This is a genomic window from Novosphingobium sp. NBM11, assembly GCF_015390225.1.
In the GTDB taxonomy this organism is placed as follows: Bacteria; Pseudomonadota; Alphaproteobacteria; order Sphingomonadales; family Sphingomonadaceae; genus Novosphingobium.
On the sequence record NZ_VUOG01000001.1, the window covers coordinates 124,794 to 145,956 of the forward strand.

Sequence of the window (21,163 nt, forward strand, 5' to 3'; positions counted from 1 at the left end):
TCAGCCGGTTGGCCGATAGTCGTTCACGAGCCTGCGAATGCCTTCTTTCATTGTCAGACCCGAGAAGTTTAAAAGCAGCCCGACGGGCTGCCTCATCAACCGCAGATAGGTCAGCAACTGCTTCGCATGGACCTTCGTCAATTGCTCGACGGCCTTGATCTCCACGACCAGTCGATCGTCAACCAGAAGATCGACACGGAATGCCCCTTCAAGCCTCAAACCGTCATATTCGATCGCCACAGGAACCTGCCTTGCCACCTTGAAGCCAGAGCGTTGGAGACCTGCCGCAAGTACCACTTCATAAACGCTTTCAAGCAGGCCCGGCCCAAGTTCCCGATGAACTTTGATCGCTTCCCCCACCACGGCGGCGCTGACGTCATTAATGTCCAACACCCCCTCCGCGTCCTCTGCGATCTCTGCGCGATCCTATCAAACCAAAATCACAAATCCTTCGCCAGCGCCTCTATATCGGCCATGCCGATCACGCTGGTGACCGAAACGTCCGCCACCGTGCGGTTGATCATCGGGCCAAGCACCTTGCCGCCCAGTTCGACGAACTGTTCGACGCCCGCGTCCCTCATCGCGATCGCGCTTTCGCGCCAGCGCACGCGGCCGGTGACCTGCTCGACCAGCAGCCGCTTCACTTCGGCCGGATCGGTGACCACGGCAGCGGTGACGTTGGCGAACAGGGCCACGCGCAGCGCGGCGGGCGGGATCTTGTCCAGCGCTTCGGCCATGGCGTCGGCGGCGGGCTGCATCAGCGGGCAGTGGAACGGCGCGGACACCGGCAGCAGCACGCCGCGCTTGATCCCGTGTTCCTTGACCAGCGCCACGGCCCGGTCGATCGCGCCCTTGTGACCGGACAGGACCACCTGCGTCGGATCGTTGTCATTGGCGACCGTGCAGACCTCTCCTTCGGCCGCCGCTTCGGCCAGCGCCGTCGCCTTCTCGATATCGGCGCCCAGCAGCGCGGCCATCGCGCCCACGCCCACTGGCACCGCCGCCTGCATCGAACGCCCGCGCAGCTTGAGCAGGCGCGCGGTATCCGCCAGGCTGAAGGCCCCCGCGGCGCAGAGCGCGGTATATTCGCCCAGGCTGTGCCCCGCGACGAAGTCCGCCTTGTCGGCCAGCGCGATGCCGCCTTCCTTTTCCAGCACGCGCAGCACGGCGATGGCATTGGCCATGATCGCGGGCTGGGCGTTCTCGGTCAGGGTCAGCGCGTCTTCGGGGCCTTCCCGCATGATCTGGAACAGCTTCTGCCCCAGCGCGTCGTCCACTTCCTCGAACACTTCGCGCGCAATCGCGCTGGCTTCGGCCAGTTCGACACCCATGCCGACCTTCTGGCTGCCCTGCCCCGGGAAAACGAAAGCTCTCATATCCTGTCTCCGCTCCTGCGCGTCTCGAAGTGCTTCGGGCGCGCGCCCTATTGTCGTGGCTCGCCGGGGGCAAGCCCGAACGGCACGATTCTGTTGTCGATGTCATGGCCGATGACGGCCGTCCCCAGAAAGCGGATGCCCGTCTCTGCGCACCAGTACCGCGCCATCGCTTCCGGTTCGGCGCCAAACGGACGGTCGTTTTCAGGCACGTCGCTCACCCGGCCGAGCCGCAGCCCGGCAATGCCCATCGGCGCGAGCAGGGCGGTCACATGGAACAGCAGGCGGTCGATCGCGTAGTGATGCTCCGCCACTTCCTCCACCATCACCACATGTCCGGCCAGGTCCGGCATCAGCGGCGTGCCCGCGATCATCGCCAGGGTCATCAGGTTGAACGCCACGGCGGGTGCTTCGCCCAAGGAGGGCTCCAGCCCCGCGTCCGATCCCGCGAACCAGCCCAGCGTGCGGCGCACCGCCGCTTCGCCCCCGGCGCGGCGGATGTCGGTGGGCATCGGCGCGTGGACCGGATGGCCGATTCTTGCGCGATAGAGCGCGCCCAGCAACGTGCCGCCGTCCGAATAGCCGACGAAAGCCTTGCCCCGCGCCGCGTCGGTCATGCCCGCCACCACCTCGGCCGCAATGCGGTTCGCGCCATAGCCGCCGCGCACGAACCACACCGCATCGAACGCCGGATCGTTGGCGCATTCGAGCAGCGCGCGCAGCCGCAGCGCATCCGGCCCGGCAAAGTGACCTTCGCTGGCGAAGCACTGATCGTGGAAGTGCAGATCGAGTGCCGGAAACTCCGCCAGCGCCAGCGCGGAAACGCGCGCCGCATCCTCGCGCGTGAACGGCGTGGACGGCGCGCAGATGGCGATCCTGTTCATCGGACGATCGGGCAGCGAGGGCATCACCCTGCCCTAGCCCGTTTCGTCCTTCGGGCGAAGTGGGGAATGACGGTGTTGAGTTGCGCGCCAAGGCGGCATACCGAGCAGGGCATGACAGCCTCCATTCCCGCCGCCGGCCCCTCGCTCACCTCGCACCCCTGGTTCTTCTGCGGTATCGGCGGATCGGGCATGTTGCCGCTGGCGCTGATCCTCAAGGGGTTGGGCGCGGACGTTGCCGGATCGGACCGGGGCCGCGATCAGGGGCGCACGCCCGAAAAGTTCGGCTGGCTCGAAAGCCTGGGCTTCACTCTGTTCCCGCAGGACGGCAGCGGCATCGCCCGGGCCGATCAGGTGCTGGTCGCCTCGGCCGCAGTGGAGGACACGGTGCCCGAAGTGGTCCGCGCGAAAGCGCTGGGCTGCGCGCGGATGAGCCGGGCGGACCTGCTCGCCACGCTGTTCAACGCCACGGGAGCGCGCATTGCGGTCGGCGGCACCAGCGGCAAGTCCACCGTCACGGGCATGCTCGGTTGGATTCTGACCGAAACCGGCGCCGATCCCACGATCATGAACGGCGCGGTGATGAAAAACTTCCGCACGCCGGACGCGCCCTTCGCCAGCGCGCGCGTGGGCGGTGGCGATCTGTTCGTGTCCGAAGTGGATGAAAGCGACGGCTCGATCGCGCTCTATCGCCCCACCGTCGCCGTGCTCAACAACGTCAGCCTCGATCACAAGAGCCTGGAGGAACTGCGCGCGCTGTTCGGCGATTTCCTCGCCCGCGCCGATCGGGCGGTGCTGAATGCCGACGATGCCGAAAGCCGCGCCCTGCTCCCCCGCGCGCGCGACGCAATCACCTTCGGCTTTGCCGAAAGCGCGACGATCGGCGTGGCGGCCGGCAGCGTCATCGAATCCGCCACCGGCATCGCCGCCAGTGTGGTCGACCGCCGCACCGGCGAACGGCACGCGCTGGCGCTGGCGCTGCCCGGCCGGCACAACCTGGCCAACGCGCTGGCGGCGATCGCTGGCGCCTCGGCGGCGGGCGTGCCGGTGGCGCAGGCGGTCTCCGCGCTCGCCACCTTCGCGGGCCTCGCCCGCCGCTTCGACATCGTCGGCACCAGCCCCTCCGGGATCACCGTGATTGACGATTTCGGCCACAACCCGGAAAAGGTCGCCGCCACGCTGGCGACGCTGAAAGCGCATCCCGGCCGCGTGATCGCGTTCTTCCAGCCCCACGGCTACGGCCCGCTGCGCCAGATGGGCGCTGAACTGGCCGAAGTGCTGGCCACCCGGCTCGACCCCGACGACGTGACGATCCTGTGTGATCCGGTCTATTTCGGCGGCACCGTGGACCGTTCGCAGGGCAGCCAACGCATCGTTCACCTGATCGGCGCGCACGGCGGCCACGCCGAATACGTGCCCGCGCGCGAAGCCTGCGCAGACCGCATCGTGGAAATCGCCCGCCCGGGCGACCGCGTGGTCATCATGGGCGCCCGCGACGACACACTGAGCCAGTTCGCGCAGGGGATTTTGGGGCGGTTGGGGTGAGCCTTACAGTGGTCCGCTCCGCACATTTCCCTCGAAAGCGGCTGTTTCGGACACGAAGCGATACTGGACGTGCTTCTTATTTTGGCAACACTATCTGCCAGCAGTTATCGCGAAAGGTTATGCGTTCACGTCTGGACAGCCAAGCGGCAAAATCCGAGGTGAAAAAATCCTTCGTCCGCGCTTCATAAGTGCAATCAAAAATGTCCTCGCCCTCGAGGCTGCAGCTAACGTTACGCGTCTCAACCGCCGGTCCAAACTCGTCGAAAGTCCGACCGTCCAGGGTCTGGCTTACGTAGGGAGCTGTCCCGCGGGCAACTTCGATTGCACGGATGTCGCTCGGCGCGGGGGCAACAGTTGCAGCAACGAGAAGCATCGCAAGCATCAAACATCAATAGCACTTCGCGATGGCAACCGGAAGTCCGCGCCCCCGCCATAACAGCCATGCAAACCGCCTTGCTTTGCCAGCATCAACGCGAAGCACGCCCACCAAACACGGCGGAAGCCGAAAGCGCATCCCGCGCTTCCGGCTTCCTGGCCCCGGTGCGACCCGTGGGCTCCTTACTTGATCCTGACGCGCGCCGTCAGTCGAACCGCTTTTCCAGCAGGACCAGATGCGGATCGCCATCGACGGCGTGCGCGCTATAGCCGCGTTCGCGTTCCAGTTCGATCGCGGCGTGGTTGGCGCGGTCCTCGATCGAAATCACGCGCTTCAGGCCGCGGCGGCGCGCTTCCTGGCCGACATGGTCGAGGATCGTCCACGCCACGCCACGCCCGCGATAGTCCTCGCGGATCGACACGGCCACTTCGCCGCAATCCATCTGCGCATCGCACGCAAGCAGCGCCGAGGCGACGAGTTCGCCGGTCGCCTTGTCGAAGCCAAGGAAGCTCTCGGTCTTCCAGTGATCGACATGGGTCAGCAGTTCGAGCTTTTCATGCCCGACGTGCTTCTGTGCGGAAAGGAAGCGGAAGCGGCGGTCTTCGTCGCTCACCTTGTCGAAGAACTCTTCCAGCGCCGGTTCGTCCTCGGCAAAGGCGGGCCGGATCGACAGCACCACACCATCGCGCGTGGTCATTTCGGTCGTTTCCGCAAGTCCGGGCAATGTCGTGCCAGTCATCAGGGCATCTCCTTGGGATCATTCCATGCCAATGGCGGCCTGTTAGCACTCGCAACACGGCAGGCTTTGATCTGGGACAACCCCAAGACCTTTTCCCGCCAAATTGCCAGCCCATCCCGATTGCCATTATCGCGGCGGCAATTGCACCGATAAAAACATAAGACTTTAGTCTATGGCCGCGATTACATGGAGCGCGCCGATGCTCTACTCGCGCGACAGGGCTCGCCGCAGGCACGTCCGCCCGCCGGCCATGCCTCCAACGATCCCGTTATGCTTGCTTTTCCACAGCGATTGGTCTAGGCGCGCGACCGTTCCAATGGTTCGCAAGCGCTTTTGGAATGTTCCCCGCGACATCCGGTCCGGGGGACGGTTCGGCCCTTAGCCCCGGATATGCTCCGGTGTGAAAGACCGGCGGACTCAACCGCCTGGCCGGAAAAACCGTAAGATTAGGACGTAACTGAATGGCCTCTACGGCAACTCCCACGCGCGACGATTTCGCCGCGCTGCTCGACGAATCGCTCGGCGCTGCCGGCAATGGCGGCTTTGAAGGCCGCGTCGTCAAGGGCACCGTCACCGCGATCGAAAACGACAAGGCCGTTATCGACGTCGGCCTCAAGAGCGAAGGCCGCGTCGCGCTGCGCGAATTCGCCGCCCCCGGCCAGGCCCATGGCCTGAAGGTCGGTGACGAAGTCGAAGTCTATGTCGACCGCGTCGAAAACGCCGACGGCGAAGCCATGCTGTCGCGCGACCGCGCCCGCCGCGAAGCCGCGTGGGACAAACTCGAATCCGAATTCGGCGAAGGCAAGCGCGTTGAAGGCGTGATCTTCGGCCGCGTGAAGGGCGGCTTCACCGTCGATCTCGACGGCGCCGTGGCCTTCCTGCCCGGCAGCCAGGTCGACATCCGCCCCGTGCGCGACGTCACCCCGCTGATGGACGTGCCGCAGCCGTTCCAGATCCTCAAGATGGACCGCCGCCGCGGCAATATCGTCGTCTCGCGCCGCGCGGTGCTGGAAGAAACCCGCGCCGAACAGCGTTCTGGCCTGATCCAGAACCTGAAGGAAGGCCAGATCATCGACGGCGTGGTCAAGAACATCACCGATTACGGTGCGTTCGTGGACCTCGGCGGCATCGACGGCCTGCTCCATGTCACCGACATGAGCTACAAGCGCGTTAACCACCCCAGCGAAGTGATCGCCATCGGCGATACCGTGCGCGTCCAGATCATCCGCATCAACCAGGATACGCAGCGCATCAGCCTGGGCATGAAGCAGCTTGAAAGCGATCCGTGGGATGGCGTTGCCGCCAAGTACCCGGTCGGCGCGAAGCTGCGCGGCACCGTCACCAACATCACCGAATACGGCGCGTTCGTGGAACTGGAAGCGGGCATCGAAGGCCTCGTCCACGTTTCGGAAATGTCGTGGACCAAGAAGAACGTCCACCCCGGCAAGATCGTTTCGACGAGCCAGGAAGTCGACGTCATGGTGCTGGAAGTCGACAGCGACAAGCGCCGCATCAGCCTGGGTCTCAAGCAGGCCCAGCAGAACCCGTGGGAAGCCTTTGCCGAAAAGCACCCGGTCGGTTCGACCGTGGAAGGCGAAGTCAAGAACGCGACCGAGTTCGGTCTGTTCATCGGCCTCGATGGCGACGTGGACGGCATGGTTCACATGTCGGACATCGCTTGGGGCATCTCGGGCGAAGACGCGCTGGCGCTGCACCGCAAGGGCGAGCAGGTTTCGGCCGTGGTTCTCGACGTCGATGTCGAGAAGGAACGCATCAGCCTGGGCATGAAGCAGCTTGAAAAGGGCGCTCCGGCCACCGGCGGCAACACCGGTTCGCTGCGCCGTGGCGAAGTCGTCACCGTCACCGTTCTGGAAGTCCGCGATGGCGGCCTCGAAGTGCAGGCTGGCGAAGACGGCTCGACCGGCTTCATCAAGCGTTCGGACCTCGGCCGCGACCGCGACGAACAGCGTCCGGATCGCTTCCAGGTCGGCCAGAAGCTCGATGCCATGGTCACCGGCTTCGATCGTTCGAAGAAGCCGAACTTCTCGGTCAAGGCCCGCCAGCTGGCCGAAGAGAAGGAAGCGGTCGAACAGTACGGTTCGTCGGATTCGGGTGCGTCGCTGGGCGACATCCTCGGCGAAGCGCTGAAGAACCGCAGCTAAGCAACGCTTAGAAGCAAGCAACCCAAAGGCCCGTCCGGAGCGATCCGGGCGGGCTTTTGCTTTGTGCGGCCGCAAAGGCTAGGGTTCCCGACGCCCCGCGACCGCGAGTGAGAGATGATGCCCCTCCAGATTCACCAGTTTCCCTGCCTGTCAGACAATTACGGCTATCTGCTGCACGATCCTGCCAGCGGCGAGACGGTGTGCATCGATACGCCGGAAGCCGACGTCTATCTGCGCGAGGCGGCGGCGCGGGGCTGGACGATCACCCAGATATGGAACACGCACTGGCATCCCGACCATGCCGGCGGCAACGAGGCGATCAAGGCTGCGACGGGCTGCACGATCACCGCGCCGGCGGGTGATGCGGCGAAGATCGCCGGCGTCGATCGCGCCGTGGGCCAGGGCGATACGGTGCGCCTCGGGGCATGGGAGGCCTCGGTCATCGATGTGGGCGGCCACACCCTGGGCCATGTGGCCTTTTACGTGCCCGGCGCGCAGACCGCCTTCGTCGGCGATTCCCTGTTCGCGCTCGGCTGCGGGCGGATGTTCGAGGGGACGGCGCCACAATTCTGGGACAGTCTCTCGCGCCTGAAGACGCTGCCGCCCGAAACGGCAATCTGCTGCGCCCATGAATATACCGCCTCCAACGCCCGCTTCGCGCTCCATGCCGATCCGGACAACGGCGCGCTGCGGGACTACGCGGCCGAGATAGAACGCCTGCGCGCCGATGGCCGGCCCACCGTGCCCGCGCGGCTTGACCGGGAACTCGCCACCAATCCCTTCCTGCGCGCCGACGATCCCGCCGTGCAGGCCCGCTGGGGCGGTGGCGACGCGGTGGCGACGTTCGCGGCGCTACGGACCGCGAAGGACACGTTCCGCTGACGGACGGCATACAGGGGGGCATACAGACGATGACCGGAACCGCGAAGCGTCCGCCGCGCATCACGTCGTTTGACGTCGCCGAAGCGGCGGGGGTCAGCCAGTCCACGGTCAGCCGCGCACTGGCGGGCGATCCCTCGATCAGCGAACCGACGCGGCTGCGCGTGGCCGAAGCTGCGCGCAAGCTGAACTACCAGGTGGACGAGAACGCCGCGCGCCTGCGCCGGGGCCGCACGGGGACGCTGGCGATCGTGCTGATCTGCCGACCGGGGCAGGACCGGAAGGACATCAATCCATTCTACTATTCGCTGCTGGGCAGCGCCTGCGCCGCCGCTTCGGCGCGCGGCTATGAAGTGCTGGTGTCCTTCCAGGACGGGCCGGACAACTTCTGGGGCCACTATCAGGAACGGCGCAAGGCGGATGGCCTGATTGTGATCGGCACGACCTCCAACGCCGCAGCGTGGGATTATTTCGGCAAGCTGCCGGAAGGAACGCACTGGGTCTGCTGGGGCGCGCCGCGCGATGATTTCGCATGGGTGCGCAGCGATAACCTTTCGGGCGCCACGCTGGCGACGCGCCACATGCTGGTGCGCGATTATACCCGTATCGTCTGCATCGGCTCACTCACCTCGCCCCAGCGGCAGTTCATCGAACGCTACGAAGGCTATGCCCAGGCAATGGACAATGCCGGGCTGGAACCGCGCCTCGAACATATCGAAAGCGGCCTCCCGCGCGAAGAGCAGGGCCGGCGCGCCGCCGCCCGGCTGGTCGAATCCGGCGCGGCATTCGACGGCATCTTCGCGGTGTGCGACGAGATGGCGCTGGGCGCGCTGAAGGAACTGACCGCGCGCGGCGTGCGCGTGCCCGAAGACGTGGGCGTGGTGGGATTCGATGGCATCCGCGCCGGGGCGTGGTCCTCACCCCCGCTCACCACGATCGAACCCGATTTCCAGACCGCCGGCACGCTGCTGGTCGATCGCCTGCTGGCGATGATCAATGGCGAGGAAGGTTCCGCGCGGCGCGTTCCCGTACGGCTCGTCGTGCGCGGTTCGACACGGGCCTGACATCGTACTTGGCCGGAATAGAAAAGGCCCCTCCCGCGACCGGCGGAAGGGGCCTTTTCAAGCGTAAGGCTTCGAAGACCGCGCTCAGTGCGTAGCGAGCCCCGCGATCGCGCTGTTCACCAATGCCTTGTCGGCGTCCGCGCCATGATGGCCAGCGATGAGCTGACCGGCGGCGGCGGCGGCGGCGGATGCGGCCCTGGCGCGCAGATCCTCCACCGCGGCGCGTTCAGCCGCGGCGATCTTGTCGGCCGCCATCTTCTCGCGCCGGGCGATCACATCGCGCGTATCGGCTTCGGCCTTGGCAACAATCGCCGTGGCTTCGTGGCGGGCGTGCTCCAGCATGGAGGCCGCGTCCTTTTCGGCATTGGCGATCTTGGCCGAATATTCGGCGCGCAGCGCTTCGGCTTCGGCGCGCAGCGCCTTGGCTTCGTCCAACTGCTTGCGGATGGCGACGATCTGCTTGTCGAGACCGCCGACGATCAGGCCCGGCACCTTCTTCCACACGAGGATAAGAAGGAACACGAACATGGCCAGCGCCACGAACCATCCGGCCCCCAGACCGGCGACGGTCGGTTCTTCGCCATGCGCCTCGCCATGCGGCTGTTCGACGCCGGCGGTCAGTTCGCCGTGCGCGGCTTCTGCATTAGCCATTGGCCAGCACTCCCTTCACCGCGCCCTGCGCCTGTTCGGCCGAAACCGAAAGGCCGGCAAGGCGGCTGACGATGTCCTGCGCGGCCGATGCGGCAACGCCTTCGATCTCAGTCAGCGCAGCGTCGCGCGCGGTGGCGATGCGGGCTTCGGCGGCCGAAACCGTCTGCTCGATCTTGCCGGAAGCGACATCGAGGCTCGCCTGTGTGGTGCTGGCGGCTTCGGCCTTGGCCGTAGCGATCAGCGCCTGCGCTTCGGCGCGCCGCTTGTTTTCCTGCACGCGCCATGCCTCTTCCTCGGCGTCGGCGGCAGCCCTTGCAGCCTCGGCGGCGGAAAGGTCATCGGCGATCTGCTTGTCGCGCTGGTCGACGGTCGCCATGACCTTGGGCACCATGCCGCGGCCGATGACGAAGAAGATCAGGCCGAAAAACACCAGCAGCCAGAAAACCTGGCTGGCATAGGTGGTGGCAAGCTGTGCGATTTGAGGCATCGGTCGGTCCGCGCATCATACGACCGGGGCGAACCCCGGTCGTTCCATCAACATTCGTTCGTAATGACTGACGTCGTCGCGATCAGGCGACGAAGATCAGGATCATGGCAACGACGAACGAAAGCAGGCCCAGAAGTTCCGCGGCGGCGAAGCCGATGAACAGGCGGCCCTGCTGGCCGTCAGCGGCACCGGGGTTGCGCAGCGCACCTTCGAGGAACTTGGCGAAGACGTTGCCCACGCCCAGCGATGCAAGGCCAGCACCGATGGCGGCAAGACCAGCGCCGAGAAGCTTCGCGCTCTGTGCGTCCATGATAAAAACTCCCTCTTTCAGATCCGTAGTGGAAAAGTTGCGCCTAAAATATTCGGCAAAACAACCGGGCAAAGGCCCGGCACGAAATTTCAAAACTCAGTGCAGGTTTTCCGCGTCGTTCAGATAAACGCAGGTCAGCAGGGCAAACACATAAGCCTGGATGCCCGCGACCAGCAGTTCCAGCGCGCAGATGCCGATCATCAGCAGGAAGCTGGGCAGCGCGGCGATGCCGAAGGTCAGCGCACCGGCGTTGGTGCCCGAAATGACGAAGCCCGACAGCACTTCGAGCAGCACGTGCCCGGCCATCATCGCGACGAAAAGACGCAGGCCGAGCGAGAACGGACGCACCATGAACGAGATCAGCTCGATCGGGAAAATGATCGGGATCATCAGGACCGGCGTACCGTGCGGCACGAACAGCGAGAAGAAGTGCAGGCCATGCTTGGCGAAGCCGACGATCAGCACGATCGAGAAGCTGAGGATCGCCAGCACGCCGGTCACCGTGAAGTGGCTGGTAGCGGTGAACGGGTGCAGGCCGACCAGCGCCAGCGGCAGCAGGCCCAGCAGGTTGGCGAACAGGATGAAGGTGAACAGCGAGAAGACGTAGGGCAGATACTTGCGACCGGCGGGGCCAATATTGGACTTCAGCAGGTTGTCGACAAAGCCGGTCAGCCCTTCCACCGCCATCTGCCAGCGGCCCGGAACCAGCTGGCGCTTGGCGCCGCCGCCCACGAACACCAGCAGCACGATGGCCGTGATCGCCATCCACAGCGCCGAATTGGTGAAAGCGATGTTGTAACCCGCGATGCTCCAGTGATCGGTGCCGAAAAGCGGCTCGATAGTGAACTGGTGAACCGGATCGACCTTGCCTTCGGCCACGCGCTTAACCCCGTCTCATCGCATATAACAACAGCGCCCCTTGTCAGGGACGCCGGCTCGAAATCCTGATGATATTGCGGAAGGCGACACCCACGCCCACGAACAACATCACCAACAGGCCCAAGGGCGACGTTCCCGCAAACTGGTCGATGACCCACCCCAGAAACGCGCCCCCCGCAAGCCCGCCGATGAGTTCCGCCAGCACCCGGTTTCCTTCGCGATAGCTCGCGTTGGATTCTTCGGGCGCCGGCTTCGCGATACGCTCGTCCTCCCGCTTGCGAGCAGCTTTCAGCCGCTGTTCAAGCGTATCGATCCGCGCATCCTCGCCGACAGGCTCCATCCCGGTTTGCTCGTCGCTCATGCCATTCTCCCAGCTGGGCATTCCCAGCACGAAAGCGTGACGTGCGCAACGGCTCCCCGCCGAGGGCGCCGTCCCCTTAGGCGGGGGGCATACGTGAGTCAACCGCCCCGCAACCGCTCTGACCAAGGTCTATGCATACGGTTGCACGGGGCCACCGCACAGAGCGGAATCCCGGGCCTGGAGAGCGTTCCCGGTCAGTCGGCCGGAAACAACGCTGGAATCAGGGGCAGCGGGGATCGCGCATCGGCGGCGCGCCGGTGCGCGTCTGCCAGCTTCCGTCCGGCGCCTGGTACTTTTCGCCAGGCGTGGTCTGCGCCACCAGCAGGCAGCCGGAAGTGAGCGCGTATTCCTCCACCGTCGCGCCCTTGGCCTTGGCCTTGTCGGCATAGACCGCCTTGCGCTTGATGTTGATGTCCTCGATCACCGCGCGCAGCGCCGGGCTGGGCGTGGTGACATAGCCGAGATAACCGTCGGCCTTCTCGCCCACCTGCCCCGCTGCGCGCGCGGCGGCATAGGCAGGATCGCGCTGGGCAAAGGCCGCGCCGGGCAGAGCGGCAGCCAGCGCCGCGCCTGCGAGGACCGCGCCGAGCGAAATCGTGCGAAAACGGGATGCGATTGTGCGGGCCATGGTCAGAAAATCTCCGGATTCTTCTCGATCGTGCTGCCCGCGTCCGCCGCGAGCTTGTACACGACTTCCTGCTTGATGTTGATGTTCAGCTCGATGACGATGGGCTTGTCTGGCGCCTTCACCGAAATGCAGCCCGACAGCAGTGCCGTCATCACCGTTGCTCCCACCAGCGGCAGCACCCGCAGAAGGCGCTGCCCGATCCTGCCCCTGATCCCGTCGATCCGTTCATCCATGGACGAACGTTTCGCAGAGCGCGCAGGCAGGGTCAATTCGGAGCTTCTCATGGCAGGTTCCCGCTTTCTGGACGCTGAATGCCGGTGCCGGATACCGCCGGCCCGATGGTGCTGGAACCGGCACCGCCGGTCCCGGTATTGTTGGTAAGCCGCCGCACCGCCCGCCCCTGCGCGTCGACCAGACCCAGCGTGCGCGGGTCCTGGACGTAGTTGGGGTCGTAGAGCGACTTGGCCGAGGTGACGAGCCGGTAGAACGGCGCGCGGATGTTGACGTTGAACTGGATCGGCAGGCCCGCGACCTGCCGCGTCAGGAAATTCTGGCGCGTGCCGATGCCCTGCTTGACGCCACCGAAGCGCACGTTGGTGACGATCTCGCCCGCGAGATCGCCCCGCATCCCGATCGTCATGGTCTTGTAGTCGATGGATTTCAGCGCCTCGAACGCGAAATTACCCATCGCCGACAGGTCCTTGTAAGTCAGCGCTCCGACGTAGGAGACGTTGCCGCCCGGCGCGCGCGAAACCAGGTTGCCCGCTTCGATGCGCCCGCCGTTGTCGTCGAACACCAGCGGCATCCGCCCGTCGAAGGTGCCGGTGGCCGCCAGGTTGCCCAGTTCCATGCGCTCGAGGAACTTCGCCGCGTCCAGCCCTTCGATCACCAGGGTATAGCGCCGTGTCTCGGCCACGCCTACGCGCATCACGGTGGGTTCGAGGCTCAGCTTGCCGCCGAGGAACGGCCAGGTCGCGCTGTGCAGCTTGAGCACCTGCCCCGGCTCCATCGCGAAGACGACGACGCCGTCATTCACTTCGATGCCGGGGTTGATCGCGGCCACCCGCAAGGTCTGGTTGGGCGCGGTGACCATGTTGAGCAGGTCGGTGAACTCGACCGTCCCCGCCAGCCCGCGCGCGGGTCCGAAGGCGGCGGCCAGATCCAGCCCGGTGCTAGAGAACCGGCCCGAACTGGTCACGCCGCGCGCGTTCCAGTCGATCCGGCCCTTGCCTGTCACCGTGCCTTCGACATTGGCGATCACGCCCAGCGCCATGCGTGTCAACGCATCGGGCTGCATCGCCTTGTCGAAGCGCAGGCCATCGACCAGCAGGTCGGCATGGCCCGAACTGTCGGACAGATCGTGGCGAATCACCGCGCGCGTCACCGTACGGTCGGACTTGGGCTCGCGCAGCACCGCGTCCGCATCGATTCGATTGTCGTGCAGGGTCAGCGTCGCATCGCGGGCTACCATCCGCTCGAAGCGGGTTGGCCTCAGGCGGTCGGTCAGGTCGAAGCGCGCACCCGAGAGCGTCAGCGTGCCATCGGCATAGCGCCAAGCCCCCGCCGCGTTGGTCAGGTCCATCGGCACCGCCGCCAGCCGCGCGTCCACGCCGCCGAACGTGCCGGCGAAGTCCTTGCCCGCCCGGGCCGTCACATCGGCGAGATGGAACCGCGTCGCCTCCTCAGGCGGCCCCAACGCGACATCGAGCGCGCGCGCCGTCACCGTTCCCGGCCAGGCGAAGCCGACCGGTCCCGACTGGATGCTCAGCGGCGTTTCGCCCAGCCTGCCGGTCAGGGCGAGCGCGGGCACGCCCAGCGCAACGCGCAAGCCCCCCGCCCCGTTGCGCACGATTGCGCCGCCGGACTGCGGGCAGACTGTTATCGCGCGGCCATCCAGCACCATTTCGCCCAGCGTCAGCCCGTCAAAACGCGGGGTGATGCAATGGCGATAGAGCGCCAGTTCGCCCCGGGCCGAAAAGGCGCCCTGCACGGGCAGTTCCAGATTGCGGGCTGATCCGCCCGGTATCGCGCCGGAAAGCCGGGCCGTGCCCGAAAAGCCCAGTGAACCGTCGGAAACCTGCGCCAGCGACATCTGTGGAATGGCCAGCGCGCCGCCGCCCGCGTGGTATTCGGCCATCGTCAGGCGGAACAGCGCGCCACCGGCCGCGCCGCGCTCCATCACACCCTCGATCCGGGGCAATCCAACACCACCGGTGGCGAAGTTCCCGGCGATGCGCGGCAACCCTCGCGGTTCGCCGGTGACCTGAAAGCGCGACAGTTCCAGCAGCGAAGCGCCACTGCCGCCGCGCAACCGCGCTTCGGGCACCACGAACGACCACCGGTCGCCTTCCTGTCGATAGTGAAGCTGGCCAGCGATGCGGCTGCCACGCTCCTCGCGCCGCAAGGCCTGCCGCACCTGCGCCACCATCGGCGCGATCAGCGTGCCAGTGGACGATGCCTCTGCCGAAGCAAGACCCGCGTCGAGCGCCGGCCCCTGACGCAAGCCCTTCCCGTCCACATTCCCGCGGAACTCCACGGTGCGAAAACCATCGCGCGTCCGCACCAGCCCGTCCAGCCCGAGCAATGCAACCGTCGCGCCCGGAGCGTGAACCCCGCCGGCATTGCCCACCAGCCGCCCCGAAAGCATCCCGTTGCGATAGGCCATCGCCGCATCGAAGGTCAGCGCATCGGCCTGCGCCGATGGCAGGGCCAACGCTCCGCTGCGCAGCTTGGCCTGCACGGTGGCGCCCGCGAAATCGCGATCCGCCCGCGCGTCGACCTGCACCGTGGCCGCGCGCAGGGCCGCGCCCTGCTCCACGCACTGTGCCCCCGCAAGCCGCAATGGACCCGAAAACCGCGGACGCTCGCCTTCGATTACCACCCGCCCGTAAAGGCTCGCGCGGCCCAGCGCGCAGCCACCGACATGCGCTTCGGGCACAAGCGCCGCGATCGTTCCGGCAAACCCGTCGCGCAGCGCGCCGGCGCCGTCGGCTTTGAACGCCAGCCGGCCATAATCGCTGTCGATCAGCCCGCGGGCGTCCACCACCTGAAGGCCATAATCGGGCAGCCGGAACGGTTCGCCGCTGGACGGACCGAACAACAGCTTGTCGAGCGCCCCGAAACTCAGCTTGTTGGCATGATGCCGGCCATAGAGCCGGGGGCGGATCAGCGTGATCCCGCCGATGCGCGCGCCGCGCAGGCCATAGGCCATGCGCACTTCCATCCGCTCGACGGTCAAATCCGGCTTGCGCGGATCGCCGATCACGATGTTGCGCAGGACCTGCGTGCGGCCGCCGATGGTCTCGATCTCGTATGTCGCGGGCAGGCCGGTCTGGGCAAGCTGGCTGGCGATCAAGCGGTCGGCAAGGGGTTCGCGCGCCAGCCAAAGGCCGCCTCCGGCCACACCGATGACGCCAAGCGTCGCCAGCGCCGCGCGGCGCAAGCGCCGACGGCGCACCGGCGACGGCGCATAGCCGCCGTTCCCGGCCTCGCTCCCCATCCCGGAGCCATCGGCCGCAACGCCGTCCGCCAAATCGGTCCTATCCGCCATTCCGCCCCTTCTTGCGCACTGCCGCGGCTTAGGCAATGCACTGTTCCGGCCACAACGCCGCGAACAGCGAAAGGTGCCCGCGCGGACCCTTCATGAACGACGAACCCGGTCTCTTTGGTGAACAGGTGCCGGAACGGACCCGAAAGATGGTCCGGAGCGGCGATGATCACACTTCGGAAGACCGCGTGCGCGAAGCGGCGCATGATCCCAGCGGCCACCGCGCCCGGCTGCGCGAGCGTTTGCTGGAGGGGGGCGATGATGCGCTCGCCGATCACGAACTGGTCGAATACCTGCTGATGGCGGCGATCCCCCGGCGTGACGTCAAGCCCCTCGCAAGGATGCTGCTCAAGCGGTTCGGTTCGCTCGCCGCCGTGTTCAACGCCGATCCCCGCGCCTTGCAGGCTACGCCCGGCGTCGGGGAAACCGCCGCCGCCGCGCTCCGCATAGCCGGCATCGCGGCGCGGCGCATGGCGCGGAAGCAGGTGCAGGAGCAGCCCGTGCTGGGAAGCTGGCAGGCCCTGCTGGACTATCTGCATATCGACATGGCGCATCTACGGCGCGAACGGGTCCGCGCGCTCTATCTCGATACGCGCAACCGCCTGATCCTCGATGACCTTGTCAGCGAAGGCACCATCGACGAGGCCGCGATCCATCCGCGCGAGATTATCCACAAGGCGCTGGACATCGGCGCGGCCGCGCTGATCCTCGTCCACAACCACCCCTCCGGCTCGCCGCAGCCGAGCCGGGCCGACATCCAGATCACCCAGCGTGTGATCGAGGCTTCGCGGCTGCTGGGCATCGTGGTCCACGATCACGTGATCGTGGGGCGCGAAGGGCATGTTTCGCTGAAGGCAAAAGGGTTGATCTGAACGCCCGCATCGACTGCCGCCGGCCATGTACGCCTGATGGCGTATAACGCTTCGGAGCAAATTCGGTCATTTTGAACCGGATACTTTGTATCGCGGGGACAAGATGAACGGAATTCGGGTAGGCAAAAGGATCATCGGAGCGGACTCTCCGGTAACCATCGGCTGGGAAAACATCCCCCGCGTGGAGGGAGGTCCGGCAAAGCAGTTCATCTTCACCTGGTTTCAGCCTGCCATGCTGCTCGCGCTGCTGGCGTTCTGGTACTACGCGCCCAATTCCATCGCCAAGGCATCGACCGCCATCGGCATCGGAATCGGCTTCAAGGTGCTGCTGCTGGGGCTGGAATGGGTGAACCCGCGCTACCGCAGCTGGCAGCTCACTTGGAAGGAACTCACCACCGACTTGTTCTACGTCGGGCTGGGCTACACCATCCTGCGCATCGTCGACAGCTACATCGGCAGCGACGTGATGGCCAAGGGCATCCAGCACGCGTTCCACTGGGACAAGTTCACGTGGTTCGTCGGACTGCCCCTGCTGGTGCAGGCGTTCCTGATCTCGTTTCTGTTCGATTTCGGGCAATACTGGATGCATCGCGGGATGCATAACTGGTATCCGCTGTGGCTGACCCACGCCCCGCATCACTACATTACGCAGCTGAACATCAACAAGGGCGCGGTCGGCAACCCGGTGGAGCTGTTCCTGATCGGCCTGGGCGTGGGCGGGTTCTTCGATTTCCTGCCGCGCGCCTTCCTTCTCGCCGGCACGTTCGGCATGGCGGTCAGCACCTACCAGCACATCAACGTGCGCTTCAACACGCCCGCCTGGTGGCGCTTCATCTTCAACACCACCGAGCACCACAGCCTGCACCACTCGCGCGACTACGAAGCGAGCCGCAGCAACTATTCGGGCACCTGGATCTTCATCGATCGCATCTTCGGCACCTGCGTCGACGGTGAAGCGGAACTGCTGGGCATGGAGGGCGGCCGCCGGATGTCGATCGTCGAACAGATGCACTATCCGTTCACGGAAGCCTGGAAGACGCTGAAGGCGAAGTTCGGGCGCGGCCGGTTCGACACGCCCGAAAGCGCGGTGCCAGCCGAATGACCGGAATGACCGCCCAGCCGATCTGGCACGAAACCGTCATCCCCGAAGGCCCACGCGTGAATCTGCGCTATATCGACTGGATTTGGCACGTGCGCGGCAGCGTGCCGCTGCCCGACGGCCAGACTGCCGGTGAGGCGCTGGACCGGATCGAACCCGTGTTCGACGAAGTGGGCACGGCGCACGTCCGCTCCGACGCAGCGCTCAGCTTCACCAAGAAGAATCCTGCATCGCAAGACCCGCTGTCCGTATTCGAACGCGGGGTTCTGCGCGTTGAAGGGACCGCGCCAGAAGGCAGACTGCGCTATCATCTGGTCAGCCGCGCCCTGCTGGCCTGCTTCCTGGCGCCGCTGCTGTTTCTCGGCTTTGCGCAGTTGACCATCTTCGTCAACGCGTACCAGAAGCCGGCGGCGGAAGCGGCGGCCAAGAAGCCCGATGCCAAGAAGGCGGACGCTCCGCCAATGCATCCGATCGACAAGGCGCTTGGGGCCCCCGAGCCGGAAAAGCCCGGCAAGAATGGAGCGGAGGGCGGCAAGCGCAATAGAAAGCCTACCCCGACCCCGGCCTATGTCTTTGCCGGCATTTTCGCCGCGCTCTATGTCGGCGGCCGCATCCTGGAAGACCGGCTGGTCAAGCGGCTTTTCCGAAAGCGCCTGTTGCAGGCGTAGATTGCCCGCTCCAATGCGAAGATCATGATGCCACGGCCAGGGCCGGGATGAACGACGACGCGCGCACCCCGGCCCAATGCCTGCTTACATGCCGTCGAGGCCCTTGCTGACCAGAACGTTCACCGCCACGCGGCGGTTCTGCGCCTTGCCCTCGATGGTATCGTTGCTGGCGGCCGGATCGGCTTCCGCCATGCCGGTGGGGGTCAGCATCCGATAGGGCTTCCAGTGGCAGACCTGCTGAAGATAGTTCACGACGTTGCCGGCCCGCTTTTCGCTGAGGCGCTGGTTCAGTTCCTGGCTGCCCGTAGAGTCCGTGTAGCCCACCACCAGCAGCAACGCGTTGTCCATGCCTTCGGCCGAGGACGCCGCCGAGCACAGATCGGCCTTGGCCTGATCTGACAGGACCGCCTTTCCGGTATCGAAGTTCACGTTCGTCGTGCTCTTCACGTTGTACTGGTCGATGTCCGCCATGCGGCTGCGCAGCGCCTCGGTTGCGGCGGCCTGTTCGGTAAAGCGCTGGTCGGTGCCGTTGTGGATCATCGACGCGACCTTGAGATCCTTGCTCTTCAGGTCGATCTGGCTGGCCACGAGTTCGCCGCCCGATTGCAGCGTCTTCACCGAAACAGGCAGGCCGTTGAGCAGCGAGGTTGCGGCCAGGGTGCTGCGGTTCATGCTGAGGAAGCCGCCGCTAGCGCGAATGCGCGTGGCGTCGTTGATGGCGACAACCGACTTGGTGCCATCGGCGGACGTGACCTGCATCCTGTCACCCTTGCGCGCCGAAATGATGCCTTCGATATCCGGCCCCTTGGTCGCCGGTGCAGCCGGAGTGGTATCGGTTACGCTGCCCGTGATCCCGGAATCGGGCGTCTCCTGCGGCTGAGCGGATACGACGCCGGGCACTGGCAAGGCCGCCACGGCCAACAGCGCGAACGCGCCGGTCTTCTTGGAAACAACACGCATCAAGCAACTCCTTCAAACCTGAAACCTGCCAACATGAAAACTGCTAAAGCGCCGATGTGAACATTTCCTGTTGTGCAAGGTTCCGGCCGGAACCTTGGGCATGGGCATGTACCGGGCGTTTTATGCGATGAATTGCATGGAGCGGGCGCCTTTTCCGCAAAATCGACTCACTCAAGTTAGCTTTCGCGCATTTTCGTCCGCTCTGGTGCCACCTCTCTCGCACCACGCTTCGCCATCTCGATGCCAGGGAAAATGCCGCCTGATCCCAACAATCGCGCCCGCCCCTTGCCATCCGCGCCCCCTCCTCCTAGCGGCGTGGCCAAACGTATCTGACGGAGTCGAACATGGTACCCCGCTACGCCCGCCCCGCGATGACCGCGATCTGGGAACCCGAAGCCCGCTACCGCATCTGGTTCGAGATCGAGGCTCACGCCACCGAGAAGCTGGGCGAACTGGGCGTGGTTCCGGCCAGCGGCGCGAAGGCGCTGTGGGACTGGTGGGCGACCAGCCCCGCCATCGACGTGGCCGCGATCGACGCGATCGAGGCCGTGACCAAGCATGACGTGATCGCCTTCCTCGACTGGGTGGCCCAGCAGGTCGGCCCCGAGGCCCGTTTCATGCACCAGGGCATGACCAGCTCGGACGTGCTCGATACCACGCTGGCCGTACAGCTCGCCCGCGCGGCCGACATCCTGCTGGAAGACATCGACGCGCTGCTCGCCGCGATCAAGCGCCGCGCCTATGAGCACAAGTACACGCCCACCATCGGCCGCAGCCACGGCATCCACGCCGAACCGACCACGTTCGGCAAGAAGCTGGCCGAAGCCTACGCCGAATTCAGCCGTTGCCGCACGCGCCTGGTCAACGCACGCGCCGAAGTGGCCACCTGCGCCATCTCCGGAGCGGTCGGCACGTTCGCGAACATCGATCCCTCGGTGGAGGAATACGTCGCCGACCAGCTAGGCCTTGCGGTAGAGCCGGTATCGACCCAGGTCATCCCGCGCGATCGCCACGCGATGTTCTTCGCCACGCTGGGCGTGATCGCCTCGTCGATCGAGCGGCTCGCCGTCGAAGTCCGTCATTTGCAGCGGACCGAAGTGCTGGAAGCGGAGGAATACTTCTCGCCGGGCCAGAAGGGTTCGTCGGCCATGCCGCACAAGCGCAACCCGGTGCTGACCGAGAACCTGACCGGCCTTGCCCGCATGGTCCGTTCAGCCGTCACGCCCGCGCTGGAGAATGTGGCGCTGTGGCACGAACGCGACATTTCGCACTCCTCGGTCGAACGCTTCATCGGCCCCGATGCCACGATCACGCTCGATTTCGCGCTGGCGCGGCTGACCAGCGTGGTCGACAAGCTGGTGGTCTATCCGGAGCGGATGCAGAAGAACCTCGACCGGATGGGCGGGCTGGTCCATTCCCAGCGGGTGCTGCTGGCCCTGACGCAGGCGGGGGTCACCCGCGACAACGCCTATCGTCTGGTCCAGCGCAACGCGATGAAGGTGTGGGAATCGGACGGTCAGCTTTCGCTACTGGAACTGCTGAAGGCCGATCCGGAAGTGACCGCCGCCCTCCCGGCGCGGGAACTGGAAGAGAAGTTCAACCTCGATTACCACTTCAAGGCGATCGACACGATCTTCGCACGGGTGTTCGGCGAATAAGCGGAGACTCGCGCGAAAGGGAAA

21 protein-coding genes are annotated in these 21,163 nt (G+C 65.7%); 8 read left to right on the plus strand and 13 right to left on the minus strand.

Annotated elements, in window-relative coordinates; all coding sequences use genetic code 11:
- From F1640_RS00635 to F1640_RS00645, 3 genes are read right to left on the minus strand one after another with little or no spacing between them, the layout of a single operon-like run.
- Positions 1-390: a GxxExxY protein gene (locus F1640_RS00635; protein WP_206694597.1), complete on the minus strand. Its 390-nt coding sequence runs from the start codon at positions 388-390 to the stop codon at positions 1-3.
- Between the two features lie 50 nt (positions 391-440).
- Positions 441-1,376 (minus strand): ACP S-malonyltransferase, encoded by a 936-nt coding sequence (gene fabD / locus F1640_RS00640; RefSeq protein ID WP_194917235.1) that lies wholly within the window; start codon positions 1,374-1,376, stop codon positions 441-443.
- A gap of 47 nt (positions 1,377-1,423) precedes the next feature.
- On the minus strand, positions 1,424-2,257 hold the full coding sequence (locus F1640_RS00645) for an LD-carboxypeptidase (RefSeq protein ID WP_255530133.1): 834 nt from the start codon (positions 2,255-2,257) through the stop codon (positions 1,424-1,426).
- Between the two features lie 111 nt (positions 2,258-2,368).
- On the opposite strand from F1640_RS00645, the gene F1640_RS00650 reads away from it, so the two are divergent.
- A complete protein-coding gene (locus F1640_RS00650) occupies positions 2,369-3,799 on the plus strand; it encodes a glutamate ligase domain-containing protein (protein WP_255530134.1) in 1,431 nt (476 codons plus the stop codon).
- Positions 3,800-4,380: 581 nt separating this feature from the next.
- On the opposite strand, the gene F1640_RS00655 is transcribed toward F1640_RS00650, so the two are convergent.
- Positions 4,381-4,914, minus strand: coding sequence for a GNAT family N-acetyltransferase (locus F1640_RS00655; RefSeq protein WP_124807297.1), 534 nt, complete (start codon positions 4,912-4,914; stop codon positions 4,381-4,383).
- 461 nt (positions 4,915-5,375) lie between these two features.
- On the opposite strand from F1640_RS00655, the gene rpsA reads away from it, so the two are divergent.
- From rpsA to F1640_RS00670, 3 genes are all read left to right on the plus strand, one after another.
- Complete coding sequence (rpsA, locus tag F1640_RS00660) at positions 5,376-7,076, plus strand: 30S ribosomal protein S1 (RefSeq protein WP_124807296.1); 1,701 nt, start codon at positions 5,376-5,378, stop codon at positions 7,074-7,076.
- 117 nt (positions 7,077-7,193) lie between these two features.
- Positions 7,194-7,958: a hydroxyacylglutathione hydrolase gene (gene gloB / locus F1640_RS00665; RefSeq protein WP_194921009.1), complete on the plus strand. Its 765-nt coding sequence runs from the start codon at positions 7,194-7,196 to the stop codon at positions 7,956-7,958.
- Between the two features lie 29 nt (positions 7,959-7,987).
- On the plus strand, positions 7,988-9,019 hold the full coding sequence (locus tag F1640_RS00670; RefSeq protein ID WP_124807295.1) for a LacI family DNA-binding transcriptional regulator: 1,032 nt from the start codon (positions 7,988-7,990) through the stop codon (positions 9,017-9,019).
- 84 nt (positions 9,020-9,103) lie between these two features.
- Here F1640_RS00670 and F1640_RS00675 read toward each other — a convergent pair whose 3' ends face one another.
- The 8 genes from F1640_RS00675 to F1640_RS00710 form a co-directional block, all read right to left on the minus strand.
- Positions 9,104-9,670 carry a hypothetical protein gene (locus F1640_RS00675; RefSeq protein WP_124807294.1) on the minus strand — a complete coding sequence of 189 codons (567 nt, stop codon included), beginning with the start codon at positions 9,668-9,670 and terminating at the stop codon, positions 9,104-9,106.
- Positions 9,663-10,157, minus strand: coding sequence for an ATPase (locus tag F1640_RS00680; RefSeq protein WP_124807293.1), 495 nt, complete (start codon positions 10,155-10,157; stop codon positions 9,663-9,665). The genes F1640_RS00675 and F1640_RS00680 overlap by 8 nt, the downstream gene beginning before the upstream one ends.
- Before the next feature lie 82 nt (positions 10,158-10,239).
- Positions 10,240-10,467 carry a F0F1 ATP synthase subunit C gene (locus F1640_RS00685; protein WP_022677864.1) on the minus strand — a complete coding sequence of 76 codons (228 nt, stop codon included), beginning with the start codon at positions 10,465-10,467 and terminating at the stop codon, positions 10,240-10,242.
- 96 nt (positions 10,468-10,563) lie between these two features.
- The gene (locus tag F1640_RS00690; protein ID WP_124807292.1) at positions 10,564-11,346 is read right to left on the minus strand and encodes a F0F1 ATP synthase subunit A; all 783 of its coding nucleotides are present in this window, start codon (positions 11,344-11,346) and stop codon (positions 10,564-10,566) included.
- 43 nt (positions 11,347-11,389) lie between these two features.
- Positions 11,390-11,707, minus strand: coding sequence for an AtpZ/AtpI family protein (locus F1640_RS00695; RefSeq protein WP_194917241.1), 318 nt, complete (start codon positions 11,705-11,707; stop codon positions 11,390-11,392).
- A 220-nt stretch (positions 11,708-11,927) separates the two neighbouring features.
- Positions 11,928-12,335 (minus strand): YdbL family protein, encoded by a 408-nt coding sequence (locus F1640_RS00700; RefSeq protein ID WP_194917243.1) that lies wholly within the window; start codon positions 12,333-12,335, stop codon positions 11,928-11,930.
- A 2-nt stretch (positions 12,336-12,337) separates the two neighbouring features.
- Positions 12,338-12,568, minus strand: coding sequence for a YnbE family lipoprotein (locus tag F1640_RS00705; protein WP_124807643.1), 231 nt, complete (start codon positions 12,566-12,568; stop codon positions 12,338-12,340).
- Positions 12,569-12,615: 47 nt separating this feature from the next.
- Positions 12,616-15,885, minus strand: coding sequence for a YdbH domain-containing protein (locus F1640_RS00710; RefSeq protein ID WP_194917245.1), 3,270 nt, complete (start codon positions 15,883-15,885; stop codon positions 12,616-12,618).
- Positions 15,886-15,977: 92 nt separating this feature from the next.
- Between F1640_RS00710 and radC the strand changes: the two genes are divergently transcribed.
- The 3 genes from radC to F1640_RS00725 all read left to right on the plus strand — a co-directional run bounded on the left by radC (position 15,978) and on the right by F1640_RS00725 (position 18,521).
- Positions 15,978-16,754 (plus strand): DNA repair protein RadC, encoded by a 777-nt coding sequence (radC, locus tag F1640_RS00715; RefSeq protein WP_125955740.1) that lies wholly within the window; start codon positions 15,978-15,980, stop codon positions 16,752-16,754.
- A gap of 103 nt (positions 16,755-16,857) precedes the next feature.
- A complete protein-coding gene (locus tag F1640_RS00720; RefSeq protein ID WP_124808635.1) occupies positions 16,858-17,856 on the plus strand; it encodes a sterol desaturase family protein in 999 nt (332 codons plus the stop codon).
- 5 nt (positions 17,857-17,861) lie between these two features.
- Positions 17,862-18,521, plus strand: a complete 660-nt coding sequence (locus F1640_RS00725; protein ID WP_206694598.1) for a hypothetical protein — start codon at positions 17,862-17,864, stop codon at positions 18,519-18,521.
- 84 nt (positions 18,522-18,605) lie between these two features.
- Here the strand turns inward: F1640_RS00725 and F1640_RS00730 are convergent, their stop codons facing one another.
- Positions 18,606-19,481 (minus strand): OmpA family protein, encoded by an 876-nt coding sequence (locus F1640_RS00730; protein WP_124808636.1) that lies wholly within the window; start codon positions 19,479-19,481, stop codon positions 18,606-18,608.
- A gap of 344 nt (positions 19,482-19,825) precedes the next feature.
- On the opposite strand from F1640_RS00730, the gene purB reads away from it, so the two are divergent.
- On the plus strand, positions 19,826-21,139 hold the full coding sequence (purB, locus tag F1640_RS00735) for an adenylosuccinate lyase (RefSeq protein ID WP_124808637.1): 1,314 nt from the start codon (positions 19,826-19,828) through the stop codon (positions 21,137-21,139).
- Positions 21,140-21,163: the final 24 nt, after the last annotated feature.